The 24,515-nt window shown below is 67.0% G+C and carries 22 protein-coding genes, 2 tRNA genes and 1 pseudogene; 10 read left to right on the top strand and 15 right to left on the bottom strand.

Translation table 11 applies throughout. The features are described 5' to 3' along the window. Nucleotides 1–89 precede the first annotated feature (89 nt). Nucleotides 90–299: pseudogene (locus tag VSR72_RS08925) on the top strand (thymidylate synthase); the annotation flags it as partial. 96 nt (nucleotides 300–395) lie between these two features. Here the strand turns inward: VSR72_RS08925 and VSR72_RS08920 are convergent. Together VSR72_RS08920 and VSR72_RS08915 are read right to left on the bottom strand one after the other, a co-directional pair. Next, a complete protein-coding gene (locus VSR72_RS08920; RefSeq protein ID WP_342952002.1) occupies nucleotides 396–2,963 on the bottom strand; it encodes a DUF6600 domain-containing protein in 2,568 nt (855 codons plus the stop codon). Between the two features lie 221 nt (nucleotides 2,964–3,184). After that, on the bottom strand, nucleotides 3,185–3,907 hold the full coding sequence (locus VSR72_RS08915; RefSeq protein ID WP_342952001.1) for a helix-turn-helix transcriptional regulator: 723 nt from the start codon (nucleotides 3,905–3,907) through the stop codon (nucleotides 3,185–3,187). A 214-nt stretch (nucleotides 3,908–4,121) separates the two neighbouring features. Between VSR72_RS08915 and VSR72_RS08910 the strand changes: the two genes are divergently transcribed. The 3 genes from VSR72_RS08910 to VSR72_RS08900 all read left to right on the top strand — a co-directional run bounded on the left by VSR72_RS08910 (nucleotide 4,122) and on the right by VSR72_RS08900 (nucleotide 6,025). Next, the gene (locus tag VSR72_RS08910; protein WP_342952000.1) at nucleotides 4,122–4,268 is read left to right on the top strand and encodes a hypothetical protein; all 147 of its coding nucleotides are present in this window, start codon (nucleotides 4,122–4,124) and stop codon (nucleotides 4,266–4,268) included. A gap of 92 nt (nucleotides 4,269–4,360) precedes the next feature. Further along, the gene (locus VSR72_RS08905; protein WP_342951999.1) at nucleotides 4,361–5,395 is read left to right on the top strand and encodes a helix-turn-helix domain-containing protein; all 1,035 of its coding nucleotides are present in this window, start codon (nucleotides 4,361–4,363) and stop codon (nucleotides 5,393–5,395) included. A 126-nt stretch (nucleotides 5,396–5,521) separates the two neighbouring features. Beyond that, nucleotides 5,522–6,025 carry an acyl-CoA thioesterase gene (locus VSR72_RS08900; protein WP_069262939.1) on the top strand — a complete coding sequence of 168 codons (504 nt, stop codon included), beginning with the start codon at nucleotides 5,522–5,524 and terminating at the stop codon, nucleotides 6,023–6,025. 93 nt (nucleotides 6,026–6,118) lie between these two features. On the opposite strand, the gene fumC is transcribed toward VSR72_RS08900, so the two are convergent. After that, entirely contained in the window at nucleotides 6,119–7,534 is a 1,416-nt protein-coding gene (fumC, locus tag VSR72_RS08895; RefSeq protein ID WP_342951998.1) for a class II fumarate hydratase, read from the bottom strand. A gap of 220 nt (nucleotides 7,535–7,754) precedes the next feature. Further along, on the bottom strand, nucleotides 7,755–9,365 hold the full coding sequence (locus VSR72_RS08890; RefSeq protein WP_342952051.1) for a phospholipase D family protein: 1,611 nt from the start codon (nucleotides 9,363–9,365) through the stop codon (nucleotides 7,755–7,757). A 277-nt stretch (nucleotides 9,366–9,642) separates the two neighbouring features. Between VSR72_RS08890 and VSR72_RS08885 the strand changes: the two genes are divergently transcribed. Then, a complete protein-coding gene (locus tag VSR72_RS08885) occupies nucleotides 9,643–10,026 on the top strand; it encodes a DUF2917 domain-containing protein (protein WP_342951997.1) in 384 nt (127 codons plus the stop codon). Nucleotides 10,027–10,065: 39 nt separating this feature from the next. Here the strand turns inward: VSR72_RS08885 and VSR72_RS08880 are convergent, their stop codons facing one another. From VSR72_RS08880 to VSR72_RS08870, 3 genes are all read right to left on the bottom strand, one after another. Further along, a complete protein-coding gene (locus tag VSR72_RS08880) occupies nucleotides 10,066–11,028 on the bottom strand; it encodes a bile acid:sodium symporter family protein (RefSeq protein ID WP_342951996.1) in 963 nt (320 codons plus the stop codon). 277 nt (nucleotides 11,029–11,305) lie between these two features. Beyond that, on the bottom strand, nucleotides 11,306–12,724 hold the full coding sequence (locus VSR72_RS08875; RefSeq protein WP_342951995.1) for an MATE family efflux transporter: 1,419 nt from the start codon (nucleotides 12,722–12,724) through the stop codon (nucleotides 11,306–11,308). A 132-nt stretch (nucleotides 12,725–12,856) separates the two neighbouring features. Continuing rightward, nucleotides 12,857–13,078: an RNA-binding S4 domain-containing protein gene (locus VSR72_RS08870; protein WP_342951994.1), complete on the bottom strand. Its 222-nt coding sequence runs from the start codon at nucleotides 13,076–13,078 to the stop codon at nucleotides 12,857–12,859. A gap of 297 nt (nucleotides 13,079–13,375) precedes the next feature. Between VSR72_RS08870 and VSR72_RS08865 the strand changes: the two genes are divergently transcribed. Beyond that, nucleotides 13,376–13,900, top strand: coding sequence for a hypothetical protein (locus tag VSR72_RS08865; RefSeq protein ID WP_342951993.1), 525 nt, complete (start codon nucleotides 13,376–13,378; stop codon nucleotides 13,898–13,900). A gap of 257 nt (nucleotides 13,901–14,157) precedes the next feature. Next, complete coding sequence (locus VSR72_RS08860; RefSeq protein ID WP_342951992.1) at nucleotides 14,158–16,323, top strand: ATP-dependent helicase; 2,166 nt, start codon at nucleotides 14,158–14,160, stop codon at nucleotides 16,321–16,323. Nucleotides 16,324–16,411: 88 nt separating this feature from the next. Here the strand turns inward: VSR72_RS08860 and VSR72_RS08855 are convergent, their stop codons facing one another. The 8 genes from VSR72_RS08855 to fdxA form a co-directional block, all read right to left on the bottom strand. Then, complete coding sequence (locus VSR72_RS08855; protein ID WP_342951991.1) at nucleotides 16,412–17,173, bottom strand: DUF4088 family protein; 762 nt, start codon at nucleotides 17,171–17,173, stop codon at nucleotides 16,412–16,414. A gap of 134 nt (nucleotides 17,174–17,307) precedes the next feature. Further along, a complete protein-coding gene (locus VSR72_RS08850) occupies nucleotides 17,308–17,631 on the bottom strand; it encodes an AzlD domain-containing protein (protein ID WP_342951990.1) in 324 nt (107 codons plus the stop codon). After that, nucleotides 17,628–18,437 (bottom strand): AzlC family ABC transporter permease, encoded by an 810-nt coding sequence (locus VSR72_RS08845; RefSeq protein WP_342951989.1) that lies wholly within the window; start codon nucleotides 18,435–18,437, stop codon nucleotides 17,628–17,630. Before VSR72_RS08845 ends, VSR72_RS08850 begins: the two co-directional genes overlap by 4 nt. 69 nt (nucleotides 18,438–18,506) lie before the next feature. Further along, a complete protein-coding gene (locus VSR72_RS08840; RefSeq protein ID WP_342951988.1) occupies nucleotides 18,507–19,430 on the bottom strand; it encodes an AraC family transcriptional regulator in 924 nt (307 codons plus the stop codon). Between the two features lie 28 nt (nucleotides 19,431–19,458). Next, on the bottom strand, nucleotides 19,459–19,950 hold the full coding sequence (locus tag VSR72_RS08835; protein ID WP_342951987.1) for a CreA family protein: 492 nt from the start codon (nucleotides 19,948–19,950) through the stop codon (nucleotides 19,459–19,461). 146 nt (nucleotides 19,951–20,096) lie between these two features. Further along, a tRNA-Asn gene (locus VSR72_RS08830) sits at nucleotides 20,097–20,172 on the bottom strand. A 69-nt stretch (nucleotides 20,173–20,241) separates the two neighbouring features. Next, nucleotides 20,242–20,317 (bottom strand) — tRNA-Asn (locus VSR72_RS08825). 96 nt (nucleotides 20,318–20,413) lie between these two features. Continuing rightward, nucleotides 20,414–20,737, bottom strand: a complete 324-nt coding sequence (fdxA, locus tag VSR72_RS08820; protein ID WP_028206706.1) for a ferredoxin FdxA — start codon at nucleotides 20,735–20,737, stop codon at nucleotides 20,414–20,416. Nucleotides 20,738–21,063: 326 nt separating this feature from the next. Here fdxA and pncB point away from each other — a divergent pair, with 326 nt between their 5' ends. The 3 genes from pncB (at nucleotide 21,064) to VSR72_RS08805 (ending at nucleotide 24,448) form a co-directional block, all read left to right on the top strand. Next, nucleotides 21,064–22,263 carry a nicotinate phosphoribosyltransferase gene (gene pncB / locus VSR72_RS08815; RefSeq protein ID WP_342951986.1) on the top strand — a complete coding sequence of 400 codons (1,200 nt, stop codon included), beginning with the start codon at nucleotides 21,064–21,066 and terminating at the stop codon, nucleotides 22,261–22,263. Nucleotides 22,264–22,359: 96 nt separating this feature from the next. Next, nucleotides 22,360–23,022, top strand: coding sequence for a lactate utilization protein C (locus VSR72_RS08810; protein WP_342951985.1), 663 nt, complete (start codon nucleotides 22,360–22,362; stop codon nucleotides 23,020–23,022). After that, nucleotides 23,012–24,448 carry a sodium:proton antiporter gene (locus VSR72_RS08805; RefSeq protein WP_342951984.1) on the top strand — a complete coding sequence of 479 codons (1,437 nt, stop codon included), beginning with the start codon at nucleotides 23,012–23,014 and terminating at the stop codon, nucleotides 24,446–24,448. The genes VSR72_RS08810 and VSR72_RS08805 overlap by 11 nt, the downstream gene beginning before the upstream one ends. Nucleotides 24,449–24,515 lie beyond the last annotated feature (67 nt).

Below are 24,515 nucleotides of genomic sequence, written 5' to 3'. Positions count from 1 at the left end.
TCTCTTAAACAATCGCTTCTTGTGCTCCGAAACCCCTATAACACTGTTGCTCGAACGTCTATTTGGTACTTTTGCTTTAGTTCCTAAAACATATTTACGAGAACCAGCTCGACATGCTTAACGAGCAGTTGCGCCGGGAGCCGTACGCGAGCCCGCGTCTGGCAATCTCCGAGCGCGTGCCGGAGTACGCGAAGACGGGCGTCTACGAGCCGGAGTGGCTCGAAAAGGTCGAGCCGTCCGACTTTTCGCTCGTCGACTACCGGCATCACGAGCCGCTCACCGCGCCAATGGCGGTGTGAGGCGGTCGCATTCAAATTAATGGCGGTATGAACCACGCCATGAAAAAAGCCCGCGAACGGTGACGTTCGCGGGCTTTTTCGTTGGTGGCGCGGCGATCAGCCGTGGTGGCGATCGTCGTGATTGTTGCCGCTTGCGCGCTCTTGCGGATGAGGCGCGGGCTGCGGTTGCGGACGCGGTTGGGGCTGCGGCTGCGGGCGGGCTTCCGCGTGCTGCTGCGGCTGGGGCTGCGGATGGAATTCCTGGCGCGGCTGCGGTTGCGGCTGCGGACGGGCTTCCGCGCGCTGCTGCGGTTGCGGCTGCGGCTGCGGATGGAATTCCTGACGCGGCTGGGGCTGCAGCTGCGGACGGGCTTCGGCACGCGGCTGCGGTTGCGGTTGCGGCTGAGGACGGACCTCCGCGCGCTGTTGCGGCTGCGGCTGAGGAGCTTGCGCCTGCGGATGGAACTCGGCTCGCGCCTGCTGCGGCTGCTGCTGCGCCTGCCGCGCCTCGGCTTGCGGCGGCATCTGCGGGCCATGCTGTGCCGCAGCCGGCTCGAGCATCCGTTGCTGTGGTTGCGCCTGCGGCTGCGGCTGGCCGCGCGCCGTGTCACGCTGCGCCTGCATTGCGACGGCGGGCGGCCTGCCAGCCTCGTTGCCGCCCGGCTGGCCACGCATGGCCATCGGCGCGTGCGGTTGCGTCCAGGCCGGCTGATGCGCTTCGCCGCGCGCCGCATTCGCCGCATTCATCGCGGCAGGACCAGGCTGGCCGGCTGCGGGCGCGCCGCCTTCCGGCCGACCGGCGAATTGCGGCGGGCGCGGCACGGCATGTTCCTGCGCGGCGGCGGCCGGCATGCCCGGCTGGCCATGTTCGGGGCCGCGCGGCATGGCGTTGGCCGCCGCGGCGCCCGGTTGGGGCGCGCCGCCAGGCATGCCCGGACGGCCCGCTTGCGCCTGCGGCGCAGCCGGCCTGCCTGCTTCGCCGAGCACCGGCGAATGCGGCGGCACGACATGCACGTTCTGCGCAGGCCACCCGCCGTGCGCAGCCGGAGCGAACGGCGAGGAGGGCGCATGTGCCGGCGCCGAGACGCGCACCACGGGCGCGCCCGCGCCCGGCACTGTGCCGCCGGCATGGGCGAAGCGCTGCGCGAGGTTGTCGTGGAACGCGGGCGGTGCGACCGGCGCGCGCGTAGCCACGACCTGGCGCTGGTTGAGTGTCGCGGGCGGCCGGTAGTCGGCGCGGCGCATGTTGGGCCCGAAGCTGCCCTGCACCGGCGCGATGCCGGGCGTGCCCGGGTTGATACGCGCATTGCGCCACTGCCGCGGATCGACATGCTGCGCGAAGCGCGAGACCGGCTGACCGTGGACGAACGCCGTGGCCGGCACGGCCGTCACCGCGCCCGGCGCGCGATAGTTCACATAGGTGTTGTTGTGAACGTTGATATTCGTGATGTTGACGTCGCGCCGGTAATTGTTGATGACGACGTTCTGGTTCACGCGATCGTAGTAGTGCGGGCTCCAGCCGCCCCAGTGCGGATGCCACGGCTCGCCCGGCCCGAGCGCGAACCACGCGACGCCCGCGGCCGCGACGCCGCCTACCGCGAGGTTGACGCCCCAGTCCGAGCCGCCGTCACCGCCGCCCACGAACGCGACCAGTGCCGGCGCATAGACGGGCGGCGCGCTTTCGACGATCGGACCTGGGACCCACGCCCACGAATCGTCGACGTACGCCCAGCGCCCGTAGTGGTACGGCGCGAAGCCCCACGGCGCGTCATCGACCCACGTCCAGCCCCACGGCGCTTGCCACACCCAGTGGCCGTCGTGATACGGCGCCCAGCCCGTGGGCACCGAATTCGGCGTCCAGACTTCGCCGTACTGCGGATCGCTGCGCCACGTGCCGTTGTTGTCGAGGTCCTGGTAGCCCGGGATGTCGCGCGAAACATAGCGTGCCGAGACCGAGCGGTCCTCGGCGGCGTCGCGCGCGAGTCCCCACTGGTCGAAGGCGTCCGGCGGCGGCGTCTGGTCGCTCGCCACCTGCTGCAGGTCGGTGCCGGCGAAGCGGATCTGCTGGCCGGCCGTCATCGGCGTTTGTCCGTTTTCGCCGTAGACGGTCACGCTGCCGCTGCGCACGGTGACGGTCGTGGTGCTGCCGTCGGGCGCCACATCCACGCGATAGTCGCCGGGGCTCGTCACGCCGAGCGCGAGGTTCGGCGTGTCGATTTCATACGAGGTGCCGGGCGGGACTTCGCGCACACGCGTCGAGAGCGTGCCCTGCGCCACTTTGAGCTGCGCGGTTCGATCGTCGAGATTGAGGACGTCGAGGCTCGTTTGCGCACCGAGGCGCACCGCCGTCGAGCCGATGTGCATCTCCGAGCGACCGTTGGAGTCGTTCCAGAGCTGGTCGCCGGTCGTGAGCGGGCGGTTGAGCTGCGCGTACGACCAGTCGCTCGCGCCGGCCGGCTCGGTTGTCACGGCGCCGGCCATGTAGTCGAGGCGCGCGACACGGCTCGGCGGATCGCCGCCAGTCGCGGCAGGGGCGGCAGGGGCGGCCGCGGCGTCGGGCGGCGGCTCCTGCGCGAAGATCGCGGGCGCGGCGGCGAGGTTCAGGGCCGCGAGCGCGGCAAGCGCGAACAGCGTGCGGCGCGAGGTGCGGCGAAACTGGGTGATCGTAGGTGTGCGCGTTGTCATCTTTGTTCTCCTGTCCATGGGAGTTGGCGCTGTTACGCGTAATGCCATCCCATGCAGGGCACTGTATCTGGCGGGCTTGTTTCCATGCTCACGGATTTGTTAAGGCTTATGCACCAGATGTAACAGAACGTGTGACCGCAGGCGAAACGCCCGTTTTTACGCGCGAAATCGGCGATTTTGTCGGGTATTTGTCAGCTAATTCGGCCCGGGCGACAGGTGCTTCAGGCGCTCACCAGCGCATCGAACTCGCGCTGCCCCTTGGGCGTGATGCGCAGCACGCGCGGGCGGCTCGTGCGCTCGATCCAGCCGCTATTCGTCCACGAATCGAGCAGCGCCGCGCCGAGCGCGCCGCCCAGGTGCGGCCTGCGTTCGCTCCAGTCGAGACAGGTGCAGGCGAAGCGCCGCCGCCGTGCGCGCAGCGCTGCAACGTCCACGCCCCATGCTGCGAGACGCGCCGCACCCTCGGGGGTGGCTTCGAGGGTGTCCCCGTCGCGCGAGAGCAGGCCGTTGCCGACGAGGCGCTCGAACACCTGCACGGCCACTTCGCCTGCCATGTGGTCGTAGCAGGTGCGCGCGTGGCGCATCTCCAGCGGCACCGTGCGCGCGGGGCGGGGCGTCGGGCGCTGCGAGGTGACGGCGTTGGACACATGCGCGACGTTCATGAGCGCCTCGATCGCCGTGGCGATCTCGGGGGTGGCGATGCGGTAGTAGCGGTGGCGGCCGCGCACGTCGAGCGCGAGAAGGCCGCCATCGGTCAGGCGCGCGAGGTGGCCGCTCGCCGCCGAAGGCGAGAGGCCCGCGATCATCGTCAGTTCGCCCGCGGGCCGCGCGCTGCCGTCCATGAGCGCCCACAGCATGGCGGCGCGGCCGGGGTCGGCGAGCAGGGCGGCCACGCGCGCGAGGCCCGGGAAGTGGCTCGATTCGTTGGTGGCGGGGAGGGTCATGGCGGCTCCTTCATGGCTAGCGTTGGCGGCTGATGCAACCCACACCGCTACTGTAGCGAAATGGCGCATTCGACGTTTCAGTGTGCGATGAAGTGTCGATTGCAGCCGCTCGATCGACGGCGATGGGGCCAAAGCACAGCTTGCGGCGGTACGGACTGCGGCGCGCGGTGGCGCCGCGCTAGAATCGTTTATTCACGCAAATGGCTTGCCCTTCATGAAACGCTTCCTGGCTCTTTTTGCCGCCGCCGCGCTCGCCGCCTTGTGCGCCGCCTGTGCAGACGGCTACACGCCGTCGGCGCACAGCGCGAGCGGCATCACGATGTACGGCACGATCGACGAGGGCGTCACGTTCCACAAGTAAACGGGCTGGCAGAATTTGACGTCACTTTGACCTGACTGCCATTCACGCGCATGCGATGATGCTGGCCTATCGTCAGCATCGAGCACGCCGCCATGCCGTCTCAACCGTCGTCCCATGCCGCCGCACGCCATGTCGTGTTCGCCGTCGCGCCCGAACTCGTGCTGCTCGATGCCTGCGGCCCCGTCGAGGCATTCTGGCGCGCCGAGCTGGCGATGCGCACGGCAAGCGGCTCGAGCGATGCGACCGGTGCGCAACCTTGCGCCTACCGCACAACGCTCGCCTCGGTCGCTGGCGGCGTGCTGCCGACCTTCGCGGGCATGCCCATCGTCACCGAGCGGCTCGACACGCTCGACCCCGCCACGATCGACACGCTGATCGTGCCCGGCGTCCCCATCGACGACACCACCGCGCTGCAACCTGAACTCGTCGCCTGGATCGCGGCGGCCGCGCCGCACGCGCGCCGGGTCGCGTCGGTCTGCACGGGCGCGTTCTATCTCGCCGCGGCGGGCCTGCTCGACGGCCGCCGCGCCGCCACGCACTGGCGCAACGCGGCCCAGCTTGCGCGGCGCTTTCCCCGCGTCGAAGTCGACCCCGAGCCCATCTTCATACGCGACGAGCGCGACGGCCGCGTGGTCTGGACCTCTGCGGGGGTGACGGCGGGCATCGATCTCGCGCTCGCGCTGATCGAGGAGGACTGCGGCCATGCGGTCGCGATGCAGGCGGCGCGCCGCCTGGTCGTGTTCATGAAGCGGCCCGGCGGCCAGTCGCAGTTCAGCGAGGCGCTTGCGGCGCAAGCCACCGCGGGCGGCGAATTCGACGCGCTGCACGGCTGGATGGCCGCCAACCTGCACGGCGAGCTGAACGTCGAGCGCCTGGCCGAAGAAGCGCGCATGAGCCCGCGCACCTTCGCGCGCCGCTATGTCGAGGCGGTGGGGCGCACGCCGGCGCGCACGGTCGCGGCGATGCGCGTGGAGGCCGCCGCGCATGCGCTCGCGCAGTCGCGCAGGCCGCTCAAGCGCATCGCGGCCGACTGCGGTTTTGGCACCGAGCAGAATTTGCGGCGCGCATTCGAAAGGTCGTATGGCGTGCTGCCGATCGATTATCGGGCGCGATTTGCGGCGAGCTGAATCAATCGCAATTGGCGTTTCGCAGGCGGCTGCGAGTGTCTGTCTTATTGCGCTCGTATAATCAACGCCTCATTACCCCACAATACGAGCCGCCGTACGCGGCTTTTCGCCATGAGCCAAGCCGAGATGAAGACGCCTACCCAGCCGCTGGACCGTTCGGAAACGACGTTCCGGTTCCTCGCCGAACCGACTTCGGTGAACTTCGGCGGCAAAGTGCACGGCGGTGCGCTGATGAAATGGATCGACGAGACGGCCTATGCGTGCGCCGCGGTCTGGTCCGGCCGCTATTGCGTGACGGTGAGCGTGGGCAACATCCGCTTTCGCCGGCCGATTCTCGTCGGCAACATGGTCGAGCTGCGCGCGCGCGTGGTCGCCACGGGCCGCACGTCGATGCACATCCACATCACCGTGCATGCCGGCGACCCGAAGAGCGGCCAGCTGCGCCTCACCACGGACTGCCTGATCGTGTTCGTGGCCGTCGACGAGAACGGCAACCCGATTCCCGTGCCGACCTACGTGCCGGAAACGGATGAGCAAAAGCGCCTCGCGAAGTACGCGCTCGACGTGAAGGAAGCGCTCGACGCGATCGTCGAACTCAAGCCCGAGGAAGTGGCGAAAGGGCAGGTTTGATACGCATGCATGCCATTGCGGCAGCATGAAAAAACGGGCGGCGAAGGTGTGAACCTCGCCGCCCGTTTTGCATTCTAGCCCTTCAAACAGGGCTTATTTCTTCGCGTCAGCGTTGCCGACCATCTCGCCGGGCTTCACCCAATCGTCGAACTGCTGCTCGCTCACGTGGCCGAGCGCGAGCGCGGCGGCCTTGAGCGTCGTGCCTTCCTTGTGCGCCTTCTTGGCGATCTGCGCGGCCTTGTCGTAGCCGATGTGCGGATTGAGCGCCGTCACGAGCATGAGCGATTCGTTGAGCAGCGTGTCGATGCGCGAGCGGTTCGGTTCGATCCCCACCGCGCAATGATCGTTGAAGCTGAGTGCGCCGTCGGCGAGCATGCGGATGGACTGCAGCACGTTGTGCGCGATCATCGGGCGGAACACGTTCAGCTCGAAGTTGCCGCTCGCGCCGCCCATGTTCACGGCGACGTCGTTGCCGAACACCTGGCAGCAAAGCATCGTCACCGCTTCCGACTGCGTAGGGTTCACCTTGCCCGGCATGATCGAGCTGCCCGGCTCGTTCTCGGGAATCGACAGTTCGCCCAGACCGCAGCGCGGGCCGCTTGCGAGCCAGCGAATGTCGTTGGCGATCTTCATGAGGCTCGCGGCCACGGTCTTGAGCGCGCCGTGCGCGAACACGAGGGCGTCGGCGGCGGCCATCACTTCGAATTTGTTGGGCGCGGTGACGAACGGTACGCCGGTGAGTTTCGCAATGCTTTGCGCGACCTTGTGCGCGAACTGCGGATGCGCGTTGAGGCCCGTGCCGACGGCCGTGCCGCCCTGCGCGAGTTCATAGAGATGCGGCAACGAAGACTCCACGTGCTTGATGCCGTGATCGAGCTGCGCCACATAGCCCGAGAACTCCTGGCCGAGCGTAAGCGGCGTGGCGTCCTGCAGGTGCGTGCGGCCGATCTTCACGATGTCGGCGAAGGCCTTGGCCTTCGCGTCGAGCGTATCGCGCAGCGTCTTCAGCGCAGGCAGCAGATGCTTGACGATGCCGAAGGCGGCGGCCACGTGCATCGCGGTCGGGAACACGTCGTTGGACGACTGGCCGCGGTTGACGTCGTCGTTCGGATGCACCTTGCGCGCCTCGCCGCGCTCGCCGCCCAGAATCTCGCTTGCGCGGTTCGCAATCACCTCGTTGAGGTTCATGTTGGTCTGCGTGCCGGAGCCCGTTTGCCACACAGCGAGCGGGAATTCGCCGGGATGCTTGCCTGCGATGATCTCATCGGCGGCCTGCATGATCGCGTTCGCCTTGCTCTCGTCGAGCACGCCTAGCGAGAGATTCACTTCGGCAGCGGCGCGCTTGATCGTCGCGAGCGCGGTGATCAGTTCCGGCGACTGCTTTTCGGTGGAGATGCGGAAGTTCTGCAGCGATCGCTGGGTTTGCGCGCCCCAAAGCTGCTGGGCGGGCACGGCGATCTCGCCGAACGTGTCGCGCTCCATGCGGACGTTTTCGTTGCTTGCGGTCATTTGATACTCCGGTGATTGAGGCGGCGCCTTCCGCTCGCGCTGCGTGGGAGGGCGCCGCTTTCGTGACGGGTTCGGATCCGCGTGCTGGCTGGGCGGCGGCGCTGCGCCTCTAAGTGACAAGCGCAATGAAAGCGCGGCTGGCTCGACGGCGGACGGTACGGCGTAAGTCAATCGTTCTACGTTATGCGCGCCCGATAGCGACGTCGCGCTCAGAGGCGCTTCAAAGCTGGCTATCGACCGGCAACAGCAAGAATAGCCCGGTTAGGACATTTCTGTAGAAACCCGCACCGGGGTCGAGGTTGTAGGTGCGGATCATGCCGTTTTCCTCGTCGGTCCAGACGAGTTGCGAGTTGACCGTCGAGCCTTTGAGCTGCGCCAGTTGCGCGGGCGTTGCGAGCGTTACGTGGTAGCTCACCTGCGGCGAGGTCGCACGCTTGAACAGGTCGGCGACTTCATGCGCGATCGGCGGACTCTCCACAGTGAGCGCGAGCTCGGTGTTCAGGCGCGCCGAGCGTGGATCGAGATTGAGCGAGCCGATCACGAGCGTGCTTTCGTCGATCACATAGGCTTTGGCGTGCAGGCTCGCGCGCGAGCGCGAACCGACCACGCCGAAGCGCTGCTCGTCAGTGTTCCCACCTTGTTGCGGCTTGAACTCATAGAGTTCGACGCCGGATTCGAGCAGCGGTACGCGGTAGGGGCTGTAGCCGGCCTGCACCGCGACGGCGTCGGTGGCGGCGAGCGAATTGGTGAGGATCGCCACGCGCACGCCGTGCGAGGTGAGCGCGCGCAGGGCTTGCACGCCCGTGTCGTGCGGCACGAAGTACGGCGAGAACACCAGCACACTGCTATGCGCCTGATGGATGCGGTCTAGCAGCGCGCGCATGGCGTCGCCCAGCTCGCCTTTTTCGCTGCCCGCGATCTTGCCGGGCGAGTCGGCCACGAACTCCCATTTCGCCCAGACGAGCCCGAGCGTGTTGCCCGCAATCTGCTGCGCGAGCGGCGTGGCGTTGAGCGGCTTGGCGTTGTAGGGCTCGGCGCTTTCGCGCCAGTGCTTGCGCAGGTCGTCGCGCGCGGTGTCGAGATCGTGTGCGTCGAACTTCTGATGATTGAGCACGCGCAAGGGGTAGGAGATCGAGCTGTTCCAGTACTCGTCGAAGCTTGCCGAGACGCTTTGCGCGACCGGGCCGGCCGTGAGCACGTCGAGATCGCGGAAATCGATCGTCGGGCTCGCGTTGAAGTACTCGTCGCCGAGATTGCGGCCGCCGACGATCGCCATCTCGTTATCGACGATCGTCGCCTTGTTGTGCATGCGCCGCGTGAACTGATCGACGTTCGAGAAGAAGTTGCGCGTGCGCAGGTACATCGACTCGCTCGTGCTGCCGTACGGATTGAACACGCGGATCTGGATATTCGGATGGCTGTTGAGCGCGGCCATCAGCCGGTCGATGTCGTGGAAATTCAGGTCGTCGACCAGCATGCGCACGCGCACGCCGCGGTCGGCCGCATAGAGCGCCGAGCCGAGCAGCAGCTTGCCAGTGGTGTCCTCGTTGGCGATGTAGTACTGCATGTCGAGCGTTTTCGTCGCCGCGCGCGCGAGCGCGATGCGCATCTGCAGCGAGTCGGTGCCGGTGGAGAGCAGGCGAAAGCCCGACTCGTCCGGGTGCGCGGCCACGGGGGCTGCGAGTGCGGCGCCAAGCGGCGTCGCGCTGGCATCCGAAGCCGGCAGTGCGGTGCTCGTCTCGCGCGGGTAGTCGGTGGCGGGCGGGCGTGTGGCACAGCCGGTGGCCAGCAGGAGGCCAACGAGCGCGAAGACGACGAAGGGCGCGCGCAGCGAGGCGTCAGGCGCGGTTGTGGGTCGCGTAACGGCTTCGGATGGGGCGGGATGCGCGGGCAAACGGATTCTCCAATGCGGCACGCCGCGTGTTGGTTCGTTTTCATTGCACGGCTTCTCGAGGATTCTACGGGAAGCGGTCCTCCGGGCCTGCGGCGGCGGGCATGCTGTCTTTGCAATTTTCGGGCCGCATGCATCTGACGTTTCAGCGCGGCCGGAAACGTCGGCAGCGCTTGCGGCGCGACACTGCGCGCATCGTGAACGACGGGAGAGCGCAATGAGAACGGGAATCAGGATGGGTAACGGCGCAGCATTTTCGGGCGCGCTGTGGGTGCCGAGCGGCGCGTGCCATACGATTCGCCTGGCGCAGGGCGGCGTGGTCGTGGCGCTCGAAGGGCGCGTCTGGATGACGGTCGAGGGTGATGCCGAGGACTACTGGCTCGAACCGGGCGAAGCGCTGCCGCTTGCGCCCGGCGAGCGGGCGCGCGTTAGCGGATGGCGGGAGGCGGTGCGCTTCGAATTGCGCAGCGAGCCACTGGCGCAGCCGCCCGAATGGCGCTTCGCGCGGCTACGGGCATGGATGCAAGCGAGGCTGGCGCGGCGTGCGCCGCGCAGCCAGGCGCAGGCGCGAAACCGTGCACCGAAGGAGCGTGTGGCGTAAGCGCCAGGCCTTAGGCCGGGCGCTCGCCTGCGGCGTGAATTACCCGCGCTCGGGCGACGCGTTTGCGGCACCTTGCGTATCGCGCGTGCTGCCGCGCGCCGGCTTGCCGGCCCAGTAACCCGCGAGCACCGAGCCCGAGAGGTTGTGCCACACCGAGAACAGCGCACCCGGCAGGGCGGCGAGCGGCGAGAAGTAGAGCTTGCCGAGCGTCGCGGCGAGCCCCGAGTTCTGCATGCCCACTTCGATGGCGAGCGTGCGGCACACCGACTCGTCGAAGCCGAGCAGGCGGCCCCCCCAGTAGCCGCCGAGCAGGCCGATGCCGTTGTGCAGCACCACGCCGAGTGCGACGAGCGGACCGACCGTGGCGATGCTCGCATGCGTGCCGCCCACCACGGCGGCGATGATCGCGAGGATCGACACCATGGAGACGAGCGGCAGCACCGGCTCGACGCGGCGCACGAGGCCGCCCGCGAGGCGGTTCACGACAAGCCCGATGGCGATCGGCAGGCCGACGATCTGCAGGATGCTCATGAGCATGCCGTGTACGTCGACGACGATCGAGGCATCGACGTAAAGGCGCGTGAGCAGCGGCGTCGCAAACACGCCGACGAGCGTCGAGAGCGCGCTGATCGTCACCGAAAGCGCGACGTCGCCGCGCGCGAAATAGATCATCACGTTCGATGCCGTGCCGCTCGCCACGCTGCCCACGAGCACCATGCCTGCGGTGAGATCGGGCGGCATGCGCAGTACCTTGGCGATGGCCCATGCGGCGAGCGGCATGACGAGGTAGTGCAGGAAGATGCCTGCCGCGACCGGCGCGGGCCGCGTGAAGACGCGCTGGAAGTCGGCGAATGAGAGTGTGACGCCCATCGCCAGCATGATGATCATCAGGAGCGTCGTGACGTGCGGCGCGATCGGCGCGACGAGGCCCGGATCGAAGTACGCCAGCAATGAGACGAGGACGGCCCAGAGCGGGAAGAGTCGGGTAATCGGGGCAAGCATGAAAGGGTGGTCCGTGAGTGGTTTTATATGTCGCGCCGCTGGCTGGGCGCGTGCGCGGGTATTGCGGGCCGTGGGCGTCGATGTGTGCGAACGCGTACCCGGCCGCTGCACGCATGGCAAGCGGTGCCGGGGTGGCCGGCGGCGCTCGCGGGGTGCGGTTGTCTCCAGTCCCATGCAGCGCGCTGTTCTTGCCCTCGTGGGACGGACGCCGCTTGCGGCGCCAGGCGCGTATTTTAACCGGTCGCGCCGGTGCGGCCGGGCCGGTTAAGTGAACGCTTCAGCCTACGCGGCTAGTCGCGCTTGCTGTGGCGGCGTGAGCCTGCGCGCGCAGGCTCATCCGGTGAAAGCGCCATGTCATGAGGACGGCGACGGTGGTGAGCCCCGCTGCGAGCCCCCACCAGAGTCCGAGCGCGCCGAGGCCGAAGTGAAACGCGAGCGCGTAGCCCAGCGGAAAGCCGATGCCCCAGTAGCCGAGCGTGGCCGCGACCATCGGCACGCGCGTGTCCTTGAGGCCGCGCAGGCAGCCCGAACCCACGGTCTGCGCGCCGTCGACGATCTGGAAGATCGCCGCGACGCCGAGCAGCGTGGCCGCGAGCGAGACCGTGTGCGCGTTGGCCGGGTCGTCGAGATGCAGGTAGAGCCCGACGATCCAGTGCGGCGCGAGCACCATCACGAGCGCCGAGAGCGTCATGAAGCCGACGCCGAGCGCGAGCGCGACGAAGCCCGCATGGCGAGCCGCGCGCGGCACGCCCGCGCCCGACCAGTAGCCCACGCGCACGTTGGCCGCCTGGCCGATCGCGAGCGGCACCATGAAGGTGACGGAAGCCACGTTCAGCGCGATCTGGTGCGCCGCGAGCGGCGTCTCGCCGAGCAGGCCCGCGAGCAGGCCGGTGGCGAGAAAGAGCGTCGCTTCCACGGCGTAGGTGATCGCAACCGGCCAGCCGATCGTGAAGAGTTCGCCCATCAGCGGCGCGGTAGGCCGACGCGCGGCAACGAAATGCTGGTGCGACGGCCGCAGGTGCAGCAGCGCCATCAGCACGAACGCGGTGAGCCACACGGTGATGGTCGTGGCCACCGCCGAGCCGAGAAAGCCCAGGCGCGGCAGGCTCCACGCGCCGTGGATCAGCCCGTAGTTCAGAAAGCCGTTGATGAACACGCACGCAATCGACACCCACAGGAGGCGCCGCGCCGCGCCGATGGCGGGCAGGAACGAGCGCATGAGCCCCACGCCGATGAGGCTGGCGGGCGCGCCCCAGCGCAGCACGGCCGTGTACTCGCCGATGTGATGCGCGAGCAGCGTCGGCTCCCCGAGCGCACGCAGGATCGGCTCGGCGAACGACAGCAGCGCGAACGCCGGCACCGACAGCAGCAGGGACAGCGCAAAGCCGGTCCAATAGATGTGCGGCACGTGGCTTTCGTTGTCGGCGCCGCGCGCCTGCGCGACGCTCACGCTCACCGATGTCAGCACGCCTTGCAGCACCGTCACCACCACGAAGAACATGTTCGCGCCGAGGCCGCCCGCGGCGAGCGCGTCGGCGCCGAGGGAGCCTAGCAGGACCGTGTCGGTCACGCTCATTGCCATCTGCGAAAGCTGGGCGATCGCGAGCGGGCCGGCGAGGCGGGCGGTATCGGCGGCATGACGGCGCAGCGTGGGCGGCGCGGAAACGGAGCGGCGGGAAAGCGTGGTTCGAGTCATGAAAAACAAGCGGCGCGAAAAGCGCGCCGCACGGCCAGGTTCGTCTGTCGAAACTGAAAGCTTATTGCGAGACAGCGACCTTGTCGATCCAGATGCTCAAATCTGGTGCATTACTGGCGCGTCCGAGAAAGTTCACTCAGCTGCCTTGATGGCAATGCGCGTGTCGCCCAGCAGCACCGCCTGACCCGCGCGGATCTTGCAGGTCTTGCGCAGTTCGACTTCGCCGTCCACCTTCACCGCGCCCGAGGCGACGATCTGCTTGGCCGAGCCGCCGCTGTCCGCGAGGCCGGTGATCTTGAGGAGGTTGTGCAGTTCGACGTAGTCGCCGGTCAGCGTGAAATCGAGGTTGGGCATGGCGGATTGAAATTCGAAAGGCGTGCGGCAAGCGCGCGAAGGGTGAGCATCATAAGCGATGGCGGGCTTGCCGCAGCGTCTGTCACATCTCGGGGCCGGATGTTATGAATTCGTCAGTAAATGAAACGTTGAGTAACGTCGCGGGACCCGGCGGCGATCTTCATACCAAAATGGTTTCACCCGGATCGACAGCGCCGCTGAAGTTTTTCATACGCGGCTCCATCGAGCGGGGGCGCGGCTGAGGCGGGCTTGCCCGCTGCACAAGCGCCTTCGGAACCACTGCAAAGAGGATACGCCATGACCCAGATTCGCAAGCTGCTTACTGCTACCGCTGCTTTTGCCACCGTGACCACTGCCGCCGTATTCGCGCAGGGCGCGTATGCACAAAACGCGACCCAGGGCGCGACACAGGCCGGCGAAGCCCCCACGATGGCGCCTTCCGGCGCGCCGGCTATGGCGCCGGGTGCGGCTCCCGGTCAGATGCCGGGCCAGATGAATGCTCAGGTGCCGAGCCAGGCGCCGGCGGCCGCGGGCATCGCGCAACCGGCTCCCGCGCCGCAAAATATGACCGCGCCGCAGTCAGCCGACCCGCTGGTGCAAAAGCGCAACGCGAACGCGGCGGCGAACGCCGAATACCGCAGCGCGAAGAAGTCGGCAAATGCCGAGTACGGCGACGCGAAGAAGCAGGCGAAGTCGCAGTACAAGGCGCAGGTGAAGGACGCGAAGATTAACCACAAGGCCGACCGTCAGGCCAACGATTCGGAGATGAAGGATCAGATGAACGGCATGTCGGCCCAGCAGCAGGGCGGCCAGTCGCAGTAACGAACGGCTGATGCCGGTGGCGCCTGCGCGTTGGGCGCTGGCTTTTGGCAGGGCCTCTAGCGGCGGCGTCCGGCAACGGGCGCCGCCGTTTTGCCTGACGGCTTCCTCACGAAGGCGATGGCGAAACGCGCTGCGGCATTGTCGTTAAATCCCGCCAGATCGCCATGGAATCAGGCGCTTGCGGATGAGGGGTGTATGGATATACAGTGTGCGTCGCCCCTTTCCGATTCGCCACGTTCATCGTCCCAGCGCCCGCCGTGTCCACTGTTTCCGTTGCCGATTCCTCCGTCTCCGATGCCAGCCGGGCGCGCGCCGACGCGGCCAACGCCGTATCCGCGTGGCTCGAGAAACTCAACGACGCACAGCGCGAGGCCGTCCAGCACGGCGGCGAAGCGGGCTACGCGCCGGGCTCGGCGCTGCCGGGCCCGCTGCTCGTGATCGCGGGTGCCGGGTCGGGCAAGACGAATACGCTCGCGCACCGCGTCGCGCATTTGATCGCTGGCGGCGCCGACCCGCACCGCATCCTGCTGCTCACGTTCTCGCGGCGCGCCGCGCAGGAAATGACCCGGCGTGTGGCGCGCATTGCCGCCAGCGCGCCAGGCGCGGCCGCCGTACTTGCGCAGGGGCTCACCTGGGCGGGCACGTTCCACGGCGTGGGCGCGCGCCTCTTGCGCGAATACGCGGATCACATCGGCTTGTCGCCGGCGTTCACGATCAACGACCGCGAGGATTCCGCGGATCTCATGAATCTCGTGCGCCACGAACTGGGTTTCTCGGCGAAGGAAAAGCGCTTTCCCTCGAAATCGACTTGCCTCGCGATCTATTCGCGCGCGGTCAACACCGGCGACTCGCTCGCCAACGTGCTCAACCGCTCGTTCTCGTGGTGCCTCGAATGGGAGCCGCAATTGCGCGCGCTGTTCGCGGCCTACGTGGACGCCAAGCAGAAGCAGAACGTCCTCGACTACGACGACCTGCTGCTCTACTGGGCGCACATGGCCGCGGAGCCGGCCATCGCCGCCGATCTCGCGGGCCGTTTCGACCACATCCTCGTCGACGAATACCAGGACACCAACCGCCTGCAGGCCTCGATCCTGCTCGCGCTCAAGCCCGACGGCCGCGGCCTGACCGTGGTCGGCGACGACGCCCAGGCGATCTACTCGTTTCGCGGCGCGACTGTGCGCAACATTCTCGACTTCCCGGCGCAGTTCGATCCGCCCGCGCGCCAGGTGACGCTCGAGCGCAACTACCGGTCGACGGCGCCGATCCTCGCAGCCTCGAACGCCGTGATCGACGCCGCCGCCGAGCGCTTCACCAAGAACCTGTGGACCGACCGCCCCTCGCAACAGCGCCCGCGCCTCGTCACCGTGGCCGACGAGGCAACCCAGGCGCGCTACGTCGTCGAGCAGATTCTCGAGGCGCGTGAAGCGGGCATGAAACTCAAGCAGCAGGCCGTGCTGTTTCGCGCGGCGCACCACAGCGCGACGCTCGAAATCGAGTTGGCGCGGCGCAATATCCCGTTCGTGAAATTCGGTGGCTTGCGCTTTCTCGACGCCGCGCATGTCAAAGACGTGCTGGCGGTGCTGCGTTGGGCCGAGAATCCGCTCGACCGCGTGGCGGGCTTTCGCGTGACGCAACTGCTGCCGGGAGTGGGGCCCGCCAACGCCGCGCGCCTGCTCGACCAGGTGGCCGCGTGCACGGGCGCGTATCGCGCCGCCGAGGCGCTCGCGGCCTTCGCGCCGCCGCCGCGCGCCGCCGAGGACTGGCCCGCGTTCGCGTCGCTCATCGACAGCCTCTCCATGCGCTCGACGCCGTGGCCCGCTGAGTTCGAGCGCGTGCGGCGCTGGTACGAGCCGCATCTGGAGCGCAATCACGAAGACGCCCAGGTGCGTCTCGCCGACTTGCTGCAGATGGAGAGCATTGCGAGCACCTACGCCTCGCGCGAGCGCTTTCTCACCGAACTTACGCTCGATCCGCCCGACGCCACGAGCGCCGAATCCGCCGACCCGCTGCTCGACGAGGACTATCTGATCCTCTCGACGATCCATTCGGCGAAAGGGCAGGAGTGGCGCAACGTGTTCGTGCTCAACGGCGTGGACGGCTGCATTCCGTCCGATCTCGGCGCGGGCAGCGACGAGGAGCTGGAGGAGGAGCGGCGCCTGCTATACGTGGCGATGACGCGCGCGAAAGAGGATTTGCATATCGTCGTGCCGCAGCGCTTTTACGTGCACAACCAGGTCGCGTCGGGCGACCGGCACGTGTGGGCTTCGCGCACGCGCTTCATCGCCGCGCCCATGCTGCCGCTGTTCGAATCGTGCGCGTGGCCGCCTGCGCCCGTGGCGAGCGCGCCAAGCGCGGCGGGACTCGCCGCTGCCGCGCAGGCGAAGGTCGAGATCGCCGCGAAGCTCAGGAGAATGTGGGACTAAGGGGCGCGCCGAGGGGCTCAAGCGGCTCGAGCGACGCTTGACTCTGCAGTTGACGCGTCGCGCCGCCCGAAGGCGGGCGCGCCAGCGCTCAGCGCCTTTGCTCGCGCGCGGTGCCGCGTTGCGGCGGCATGAAGAAGTTGCGCATCCACGCGGCCAGGCGCGTGAAGACGTCGTCGGGCTCCTCGACGAAAATCTCGGGCTTGAGCAGGCGCAGATATTCCATGATCTGTTGCGCTTCCTGCTTCTGAAACACGCCATGCGTGACGCCAAGCCTCAGCAGCCCGCGCAGTTCGCCCAGACGCTCGCGCGCGGCGCTGCCCGTTGCCTGCTCGCAGCCGATCTTCGCTTCGTACGCACGCTGGCGCAGCGACTCCGTGAGCCGCCAGGCGGGCGTCTGCATCGATTCTTCGAGCGCCTGGATGTCCTGCACGCCTGACTTGATCTGCGCCGCGAGCGGATCGACCAGCGTGTCGTCGCCCTGGGCTTCGCTCACGATGGCCGCCGCCCAGTCGCGGCACTGCTTCGAGAGTTCGTCGGGCGTCCACTCGGGCCGCGACGCGAAGCCGAAGCCGAATTCGCCCGCCTGACGCATCAGGATCGAGACGACCTCTGGGAATTCCTTGTCCAGCGTGCGCTTGGCCCACGCGTACTGGCCACCTTGCAGGAGCCGCTGCACTGCGTGCTCCGTGAGCGGCGTCATGTTGTCGAGCAGCTTCGCGCGCAGGTAATCCTCGAATTCCGGCGTGGCGAACTGCGGGTCGAGTTTGAGCGAGACGCGCAGGAACGCGTCGAAGTCCTTGCGCAGCGACGCAAGCGTTTCGTCCTTCAGGTTAAGGGTGATGTGCCCCATTATGGTTACCCCGGTGTATTCCGTATCGCGTCTCGCGCGCTCTCGCCGTTCGAGCAGTGGCCTGCCAGAGCAGGCCTTGACGGGTTTAACGGCGGGCCGGGGTGAAACTTGAGCGCGAGTGGCGAGGGGCGCCTCTAGCGCAGGACGACGCCTTGCCAGAGGAAGAACACGCCGAGCCCGACCGCGATGGTGAGGAGCGGGCGCTTCGTGAGCGCGCTGACGACGATCGCCGCGAGCGCGCCAACGAGCTGCGGGTTGCGCCAGGTCAGCTCGGCGCCCTGGCCGTGCGGCGAGACCGCCATCGGCACGATGATGGCAGTGAGCACCGTGACGGGGACGAAGCCGAGCGCGGTGCGCACGAGCGGCGGGAACACCAGTCGGTCGCCGAGCACGAACACCGCCGTGCGAATGACCACGGTGATGAGGGCCATGCCGAGAATCAGGACGACGTAGTTCATTGCCCGGCTCCTGCGGTGCGTTGGACGGTGGGGGACTTGCGGGGCGACTCGCTGCCGGCGCGGGCGCCGCGTGACGAACCCGGGCGCGAGAGGACGACACCCACGACCACGCCAGCGAGCACGGCGCCGAGCAGCCCGAGCTTGTACGGCCAGCCCTGCCAGAAAAAGGCAAGCGCACCGGCAGTCGCGGCGGCGGCGAAGTAGCGCACGGCAACCAACTGCGGCACGACGATCGCAATGAAGGTCGCGACCATCGCGAAGTCGAGGCCGAGCGACTGCAAACCCGGGAACGCCGCGCCGAAGAGCAGGCCGGCTGCGGTCCAGAGTTGCCAGTTCAGGTACATCGAGAGCCCCGAACCGAGGAAATGCCACGGCGAGACATCGTCGCCGGGCGGATGGCGGCGGAAATGCGCCCACGCGACGGCGAAGACCTCATCGGTAAGCAGGCCGCCCAGCACGAGGCGCCAGCGCAGCGGCAGGTGTGAGACATACGGCGCGAGCGTCGCGCTGTAGAGCACGTGCCGCAGGTTCACGATGAACGTGGTGGCCCAAATCACCGCGAAGCTCGCGTGCGAGGCGATCAGCCCGAGCGCGATGAACTGCGCCGAGCCGGCGAACACGGCGAGCGACATGAACTGGCCGTGCCACAGCGAGAGCGGGCCCGAGGTGACGAGCGTGCCGAAGATCACGCCGAAGGGCGCGGCGCCGATCATCATGGGGATCGTGTCGCGCGCGCCGGCGATGAATTCGGCAAAGCGGTTGGGATGCGGCCTGGGATGCGTGGTCAAACTGTCCTCCTGATACATGGGGACAGCATAGCGGGCGGCCGTGCGCGTGGCTTGTACGTTCTTGCGGCGTGAGGCGCGCCGGCGCGTTCAGGACGACTGCCAGCGGCCGGGCGGCACGCCGAACATACGCCGGAAGTGTCGCGTGAAATGGCTCTGGTCCGTGAAGCCGCTCGCCGCGGCGACATCGGCGACCGTGGCGCCTTCGCGCAGCGGGCCGAGCGCGCGTTGCAGGCGCAACTGCGTGCGCCAGGCGTGCGGCGGCAGGCCGGTCGCCTGTGTGAAGAGCCGCGTGGCGTGAAACGGCGAGAGACCGACCGCCTGGGCGAGATCGGCCACGCGCAACGGCGTGGCGAGATCGGCGGCGAGGAGCGCCTTCATCGTTTCCACGCGCGCATCGTTCGGGCCGTGCCTGAGCGCCGCCTCGCGCGTGCGGCCGTAGCGTGTGAGCAGCGTCGAGAGCGCGTCGAGCAACGCGCCTTCCACGGCGAGCAAATCGGAAGACGGTGCGGCGCAAGGCGAGGGTAGCGCCGCCACGCCAGGCAAACCACTGCTCGCGCCGGAGTCCGGCACCGCCGCGGCGCGCCGCGAGTCGGCGTCGGCTTCGAGCAGCCGGTGGGCGCGAGAGAGCCTGTGCGCGAGATCCAGATCGTGGATCACCTCGGTGTCGAACCACGGCAGTGGCTGCGCGCGCCCGGCGATTTCGCCCGCGAGTTCGTGCAGGAAGTCGATCGGCACGTACATCACCCGATAGCTCCAGCCTTCTTCGACGGCGCGCGAGCCCGTGTGCAGTTCGCCGGGATTGATGACCGGCACGCTGCCCGTCTCGGCGACATGCTGCGAGCCGCGATACCGAAAGCACTCCGCGCCGCCCTCGATCACGGGGATCGTGTAGGCCTCGTGCCAATGGGGTGCGAACGTATGTTCGTTGTATTCGGCCGTGACGAGATCCGCGCCGGGCAAAAGCGGCGTGCGCCAGTAGCGGGCGGAATCTCGAAAACGGGAATCGGTCATGGTGGAGGATCCTGCTCAGATCCCCAGTTTAGCGCAGCGGTATCGTCGTGCCCGCCGGCACCGGCACAGCCGTGACGCTGTTCTTGGCGCTGCCGCTCACCACGCGGTCGCTGTAGGTCAGATACACGAGCGCGTTGCGCTTCGCATCGACTACGCGTACGACGTGCAGCGTCTTGAAGAGCAGCGACATGCGCTCGTTGAAGACGTCGGCTTGCTGTTTGAGCGGCCCGGCGAACGAGACCGGCCCGACCTGCCGGCACGCGATCGATGCCTCGGTCGGATCTTCCGCAATGCCGAGCGTGCCCTTCACGCCGCCCGTGCGGGCGCGCGAGACGTAGCAGGTGACGCCTTGCACCTGCGGATCGTCGTACGCCTCGACGACGACTTTGTCCGAACCGGTCACGCGGAAGTTGGTGTTTACGCTGCCGATTTGTTCGGCGTGTGCGGTAGAGAAGGTGACGAGGCACGCGCAGGTGAGAAGCGGGCGCGCGAGGAGAATGGCAAGGCGGGCGGATTTCATGCGGATTCCCGAAGGTGACGATGCGACATTATCGGGGAGGGTGAGGCTGTGCGCGCGGTGATGCGGAGCCGCCGCTAGAGGTGGCGCGCAACACGCGCACCAAAAGAAAAAGGGGTTGCGTGCAAACACGCAACCCCTCGATATTTTGGCTCCCCGACCTGGGCTCGAACCAGGGACCTACGGATTAACAGTCCGGCGCTCTACCGACTGAGCTATCGGGGAACAGCAGTACAGCTACAACGCTTTACGTCATGAAAAAGCCCGTTCTGGTTAACGGGCTTTTGCGAATTCTGGCTCCCCGACCTGGGCTCGAACCAGGGACCTACGGATTAACAGTCCGGCGCTCTACCGACTGAGCTATCGGGGATCAACAAAAGCAGAGAACGAGATTCTATGGGGTATGACTGGGCCTGTCAATACCCTGTCGCTATCTCTTTAAGGGTAATCCGGAACCAGCGCGCGATTACCGTGCGAGCAGCGCGAGCTTGTCCTTCACGTCCTTGAACTCGTCGGCTTCCGGCAGCGGGGCCTTGGTCTTGGTGATGCTCGGCCAGCCCTTCGCGAGGTCGGCGTTCAGCTCGATGAACGATTGCTGGTCGCCAGGCACGTCTTCCTCGGCGTAGATGGCGTTCACCGGGCACTCGGCAACGCACACGGCGCAGTCGATGCACTCGTCCGGGTCGATCGCGAGGAAGTTGGGACCTTCGCGAAAGCAGTCCACCGGGCACACATCGACGCAGTCGGTATAGCGGCACTTGATGCAGCTTTCGGTCACAACGTGAGTCATTCAGGCAACTCCTGCAAGCTTTTTGTATCGGGGGATGGCGGTTCGCCAAAGGCGCTATTGTAACTGATGAGGAATTACCCCAACCACAGGCCTGCAACCGTCCTTATATCGTTTCGTGATTAGTTTATAAGATGGGGCGGTCCGCAACGTTTTACCCCTTGTGCGCAAGGGGGCGTGCGAGCGGGCACGCGGCGCGCGCAGGCATTCGGGTAACATGGGCGCACCGCTGGCGCTCGCCGCCCGGAGCCGCTGCGGGGCATGCGCCCGGCAGCGTGTCCGGTTCCCGCTTCGCGGGCGCTATCCGATTGCAGTCCGGCTGGCCCATCATGATCATTACTTCGCTGCTCGATACCGATCTGTACAAATTCACGATGATGCAGGTGGTGCTGCATCATTTTCCCGCGGCCAATGTGGAATACCGTTTCCGCTGCCGCACGCCGAACGTCGATCTCGTGCCCTACGTCGATGAGATCCGCAGCGAAATCCAGAAGCTCTGCAGGCTGCGCTTCGCCGAGACCGAGCTCGAGTATCTGCGCAAGATGCGCTTCATCAAGAGCGACTTCATCGACTTTCTCGCGCTCTTTCACCTCAACGAAAAGTACATCACGGTCACGCCGTCGCCCAAGGGCAATGGCGAGATCGACATCGAGATCACGGGGCCGTGGCTGCATACGATTCTCTTCGAGATCCCGGTGCTTGCCATCGTCAACGAGGTGTACTTCCGCAACACGCAGCATCATCCGCAGTACGAGGAGGGGCGCGAGCGCCTGCGCCACAAGATCGAGCTGCTCGGCGCGAAGCCTGAATTCGCCGACTGCAAGATTGCCGATTACGGCACGCGCCGCCGCTTCTCGAAGCGCTGGCACGAGGAAGTGATCCTCACGCTCAAGGACGACCTCGGCGAGCAGTTCACCGGCACGAGCAACGTCTACTACGCGATGAAGCACAACCTCACGCCGCTCGGCACGATGGCGCACGAGTACCTGCAGGCGTGCCAGGCGCTCGGGCCGCGTCTGCGCGACTCGCAAATCTACGGCTTCGAGATGTGGGCGAAGGAGTACCGCGGCGACCTGGGCATCGCGCTCTCGGACGTCTACGGCATGCAGGCCTTCCTGCGCGACTTCGACATGTACTTCTGCAAGCTTTTCGACGGCGCGCGCCACGACTCGGGCGATCCGTTCGACTGGGGCGAGCGCCTGCTCAAGCACTACGAGGACAACCGCTGCGACACGCGCACGAAGACCATGATCTTCTCGGATGCGCTCGACATTCCCAAGGTGCTGAGCCTGTACGAACGTTTTCGCGGACGTTGCCGTCTGGCGTTCGGCGTGGGCACGAACCTCACCAACGATCTGGGCTACCAGCCGCTGCAGATCGTCATCAAGATGGTCCGCTGCAATGGTCAGCCCGTCGCCAAGCTCTCCGATTCGCCGGGCAAGAATATGTGCGACGACAAGGCGTATCTCGCCTATCTGCGCCAGGTGTTCGGCATCGAGCAGCCCGTGGAAGAGGAATGCGCGGGCTAGCAAGCGGCTGAAAGAACGCACGCGAGACCCGCGAATCGCAAGGCGACGCCCCGGTATAATCGGCGCGTCGCCTTTCTTCATTTGACGAGGACGTTCATGGACACGACGGCCGCCCGCCGCAGCATACTCGCGCGCATTCGCGCGGCGCAGGGACGCGAGGCTACGCCCGCGGCGCACGAGCGGGAAGCCGTGGCCGACTACCTCGCGCGCCATCCCGAGGGTCCGCGCCCGCCGCTGGAAGGCGACCTCGTCGCGCGCTTCGTGGGCGAGGCGCGCAAGATGTCGAGCACCGTCGACGAAGTCCAGCAGATGGCCGACGTGCCTGCCGCCGCGCAACGTTATCTCGCCGAGCACAGCCTGCCGATGCAGGCCGTCGCGTGGCAAACGCTCGAAACATTCGACTGGGCTGGCGCGGGTCTCGCCGTTCAATTCCGCAAGCCCGAAGATCGTGATCTCGTTGGCCTCACGGGCTGCTTTTGCGCCACGGCCGAAACCGGCACGCTGGTGCTGCTCTCCAGCCCGCATACCTGGGCCTCGGGTGCGCTGCTGCCCGAAACGCACATCGCCGTCGTGCCCGCTTCGCGCATCGTCGCGGGCCACGAAGACGCCTTCGCGCTCATGCGCGCCGAACGCGGGGAACTGCCGCGCGCGGTCAATTTCGTCTCGGGGCCTTCGCGCACCGGCGACATCGAGCAGACCATCATTCTTGGCGCGCACGGGCCGTATCGCGTGCATGTGATCGTCGTGCATGGCGCGTAAGCGCAACACGGCGAGCGCTTGCGCGGGGACGCTCTTCGCCGCGCTCACGCTGTTCAGCACGAGCGCACACGCAGCGGCCTTCGATGGCGCATCGCTCGGCGCCGTCTGGGCGCTGCCATTCGCCGGCATGCTGCTCTCGATTGCGTTCTTCCCGATGTTCGCGGCCACGTTCTGGCATCACCACTTCGGCAAGATCTCGGCGGCGTGGGCGCTGGCCTTCCTGCTGCCGTTCGCGGCCACGCATGGTTTTGGCGCGACGTATCCGCTTTTCGTGCACGCTGTCGTCGAAGAATATCTCCCGTTCATCGTGTTGCTCGGCGCGCTCTATACGATCGCGGGCGGCATCTGCGTGTACGGGAATCTGAGAGGATCGCCGCGCATGAATACGGCGATCCTGGCGCTTGGCACCGTGCTCGCGAGCGTGATGGGCACGACGGGCGCGGCGATGCTGCTGATCCGGCCGCTCCTGCGCGCGAACGACAATCGCCAGCACAACGTGCACGTGGTCGTGTTCTTCATCTTTCTCGTCGCAAACGCGGGCGGCTTGCTCACACCGCTTGGCGATCCGCCGCTTTTCCTCGGCTTTTTGAACGGTGTGGGATTCTTCTGGACTGCGCAACATCTCGCGCTGCCCATGCTGTTCGTCTGCGGCGTGCTGCTCGCGGTGTTCTACGCGCTCGATAGCTGGTACTTCAGCCGTGCCGGAGAAGTGCTCGCCGCGTCGCTCGACCCGACACCCGACACGGGCGGATTCGCCATCGGCGGCAAGGCGAATTTCGTGCTGCTCGCGCTACTCATTGCGCTCGTGTTGATGAGCGGTGTGTGGCGTCCAGGTATCGCTTTCGAGGTCGCGGGCACGCATCTGCAGTTGCAAAATCTCGTGCGTGATGCGGGACTCGTTGCGCTCGCACTCATTTCGCTCGCGTTCACGTCGAAACAGGCGCGCGCCGACAACGGTTTCGAATGGGCGCCGATTGTCGAAGTGGCCAAACTCTTCGCGGGCATTTTCGTGACGATCGCGCCGGTCATCGCGATGCTGCGCGCGGGCGAGGCAGGCGCGTTCGCTGCGCTGATCCGCTTCGTCAACGACGCACCGGGCCGCCCCAACGAAGCGATGTACTTCTGGGCGACGGGGCTCCTTTCGTCGTTTCTCGACAACGCGCCCACGTACCTCGTGTTCTTCAATCTCGCGGGCGGCGACGCCAATGCACTCATGTCGGGCGGCGCGAAAACGCTCGCCGCGATTTCGGCGGGCGCGGTGTGGATGGGCGCGCTCACCTATATCGGCAACGCGCCGAACTTCATGGTGAAGGCGATCGCGCAGTCGCGCGGCGTGCGCATGCCGGGCTTCTTCGGCTATCTTGGCTGGTCGGGCGTGCTGCTCGCGCCGGTCTTTCTCGCGGCCACCTGGCTCTTTTTCGTCTAGCCGCAAGCGGTTTGCGAAGCGGCTCGCAAAAAGCACGCGAGACTTCCCTGAGCGCCCCGTCACGCGC

It is taken from the genome of Paraburkholderia sp. JHI869, from assembly GCF_038900775.1.
Taxonomy (GTDB): domain Bacteria; phylum Pseudomonadota; class Gammaproteobacteria; order Burkholderiales; family Burkholderiaceae; genus Paraburkholderia.
Note: the sequence above shows the minus strand (reverse complement) of the source record. Positions and strands in the feature narration are given on the sequence as shown.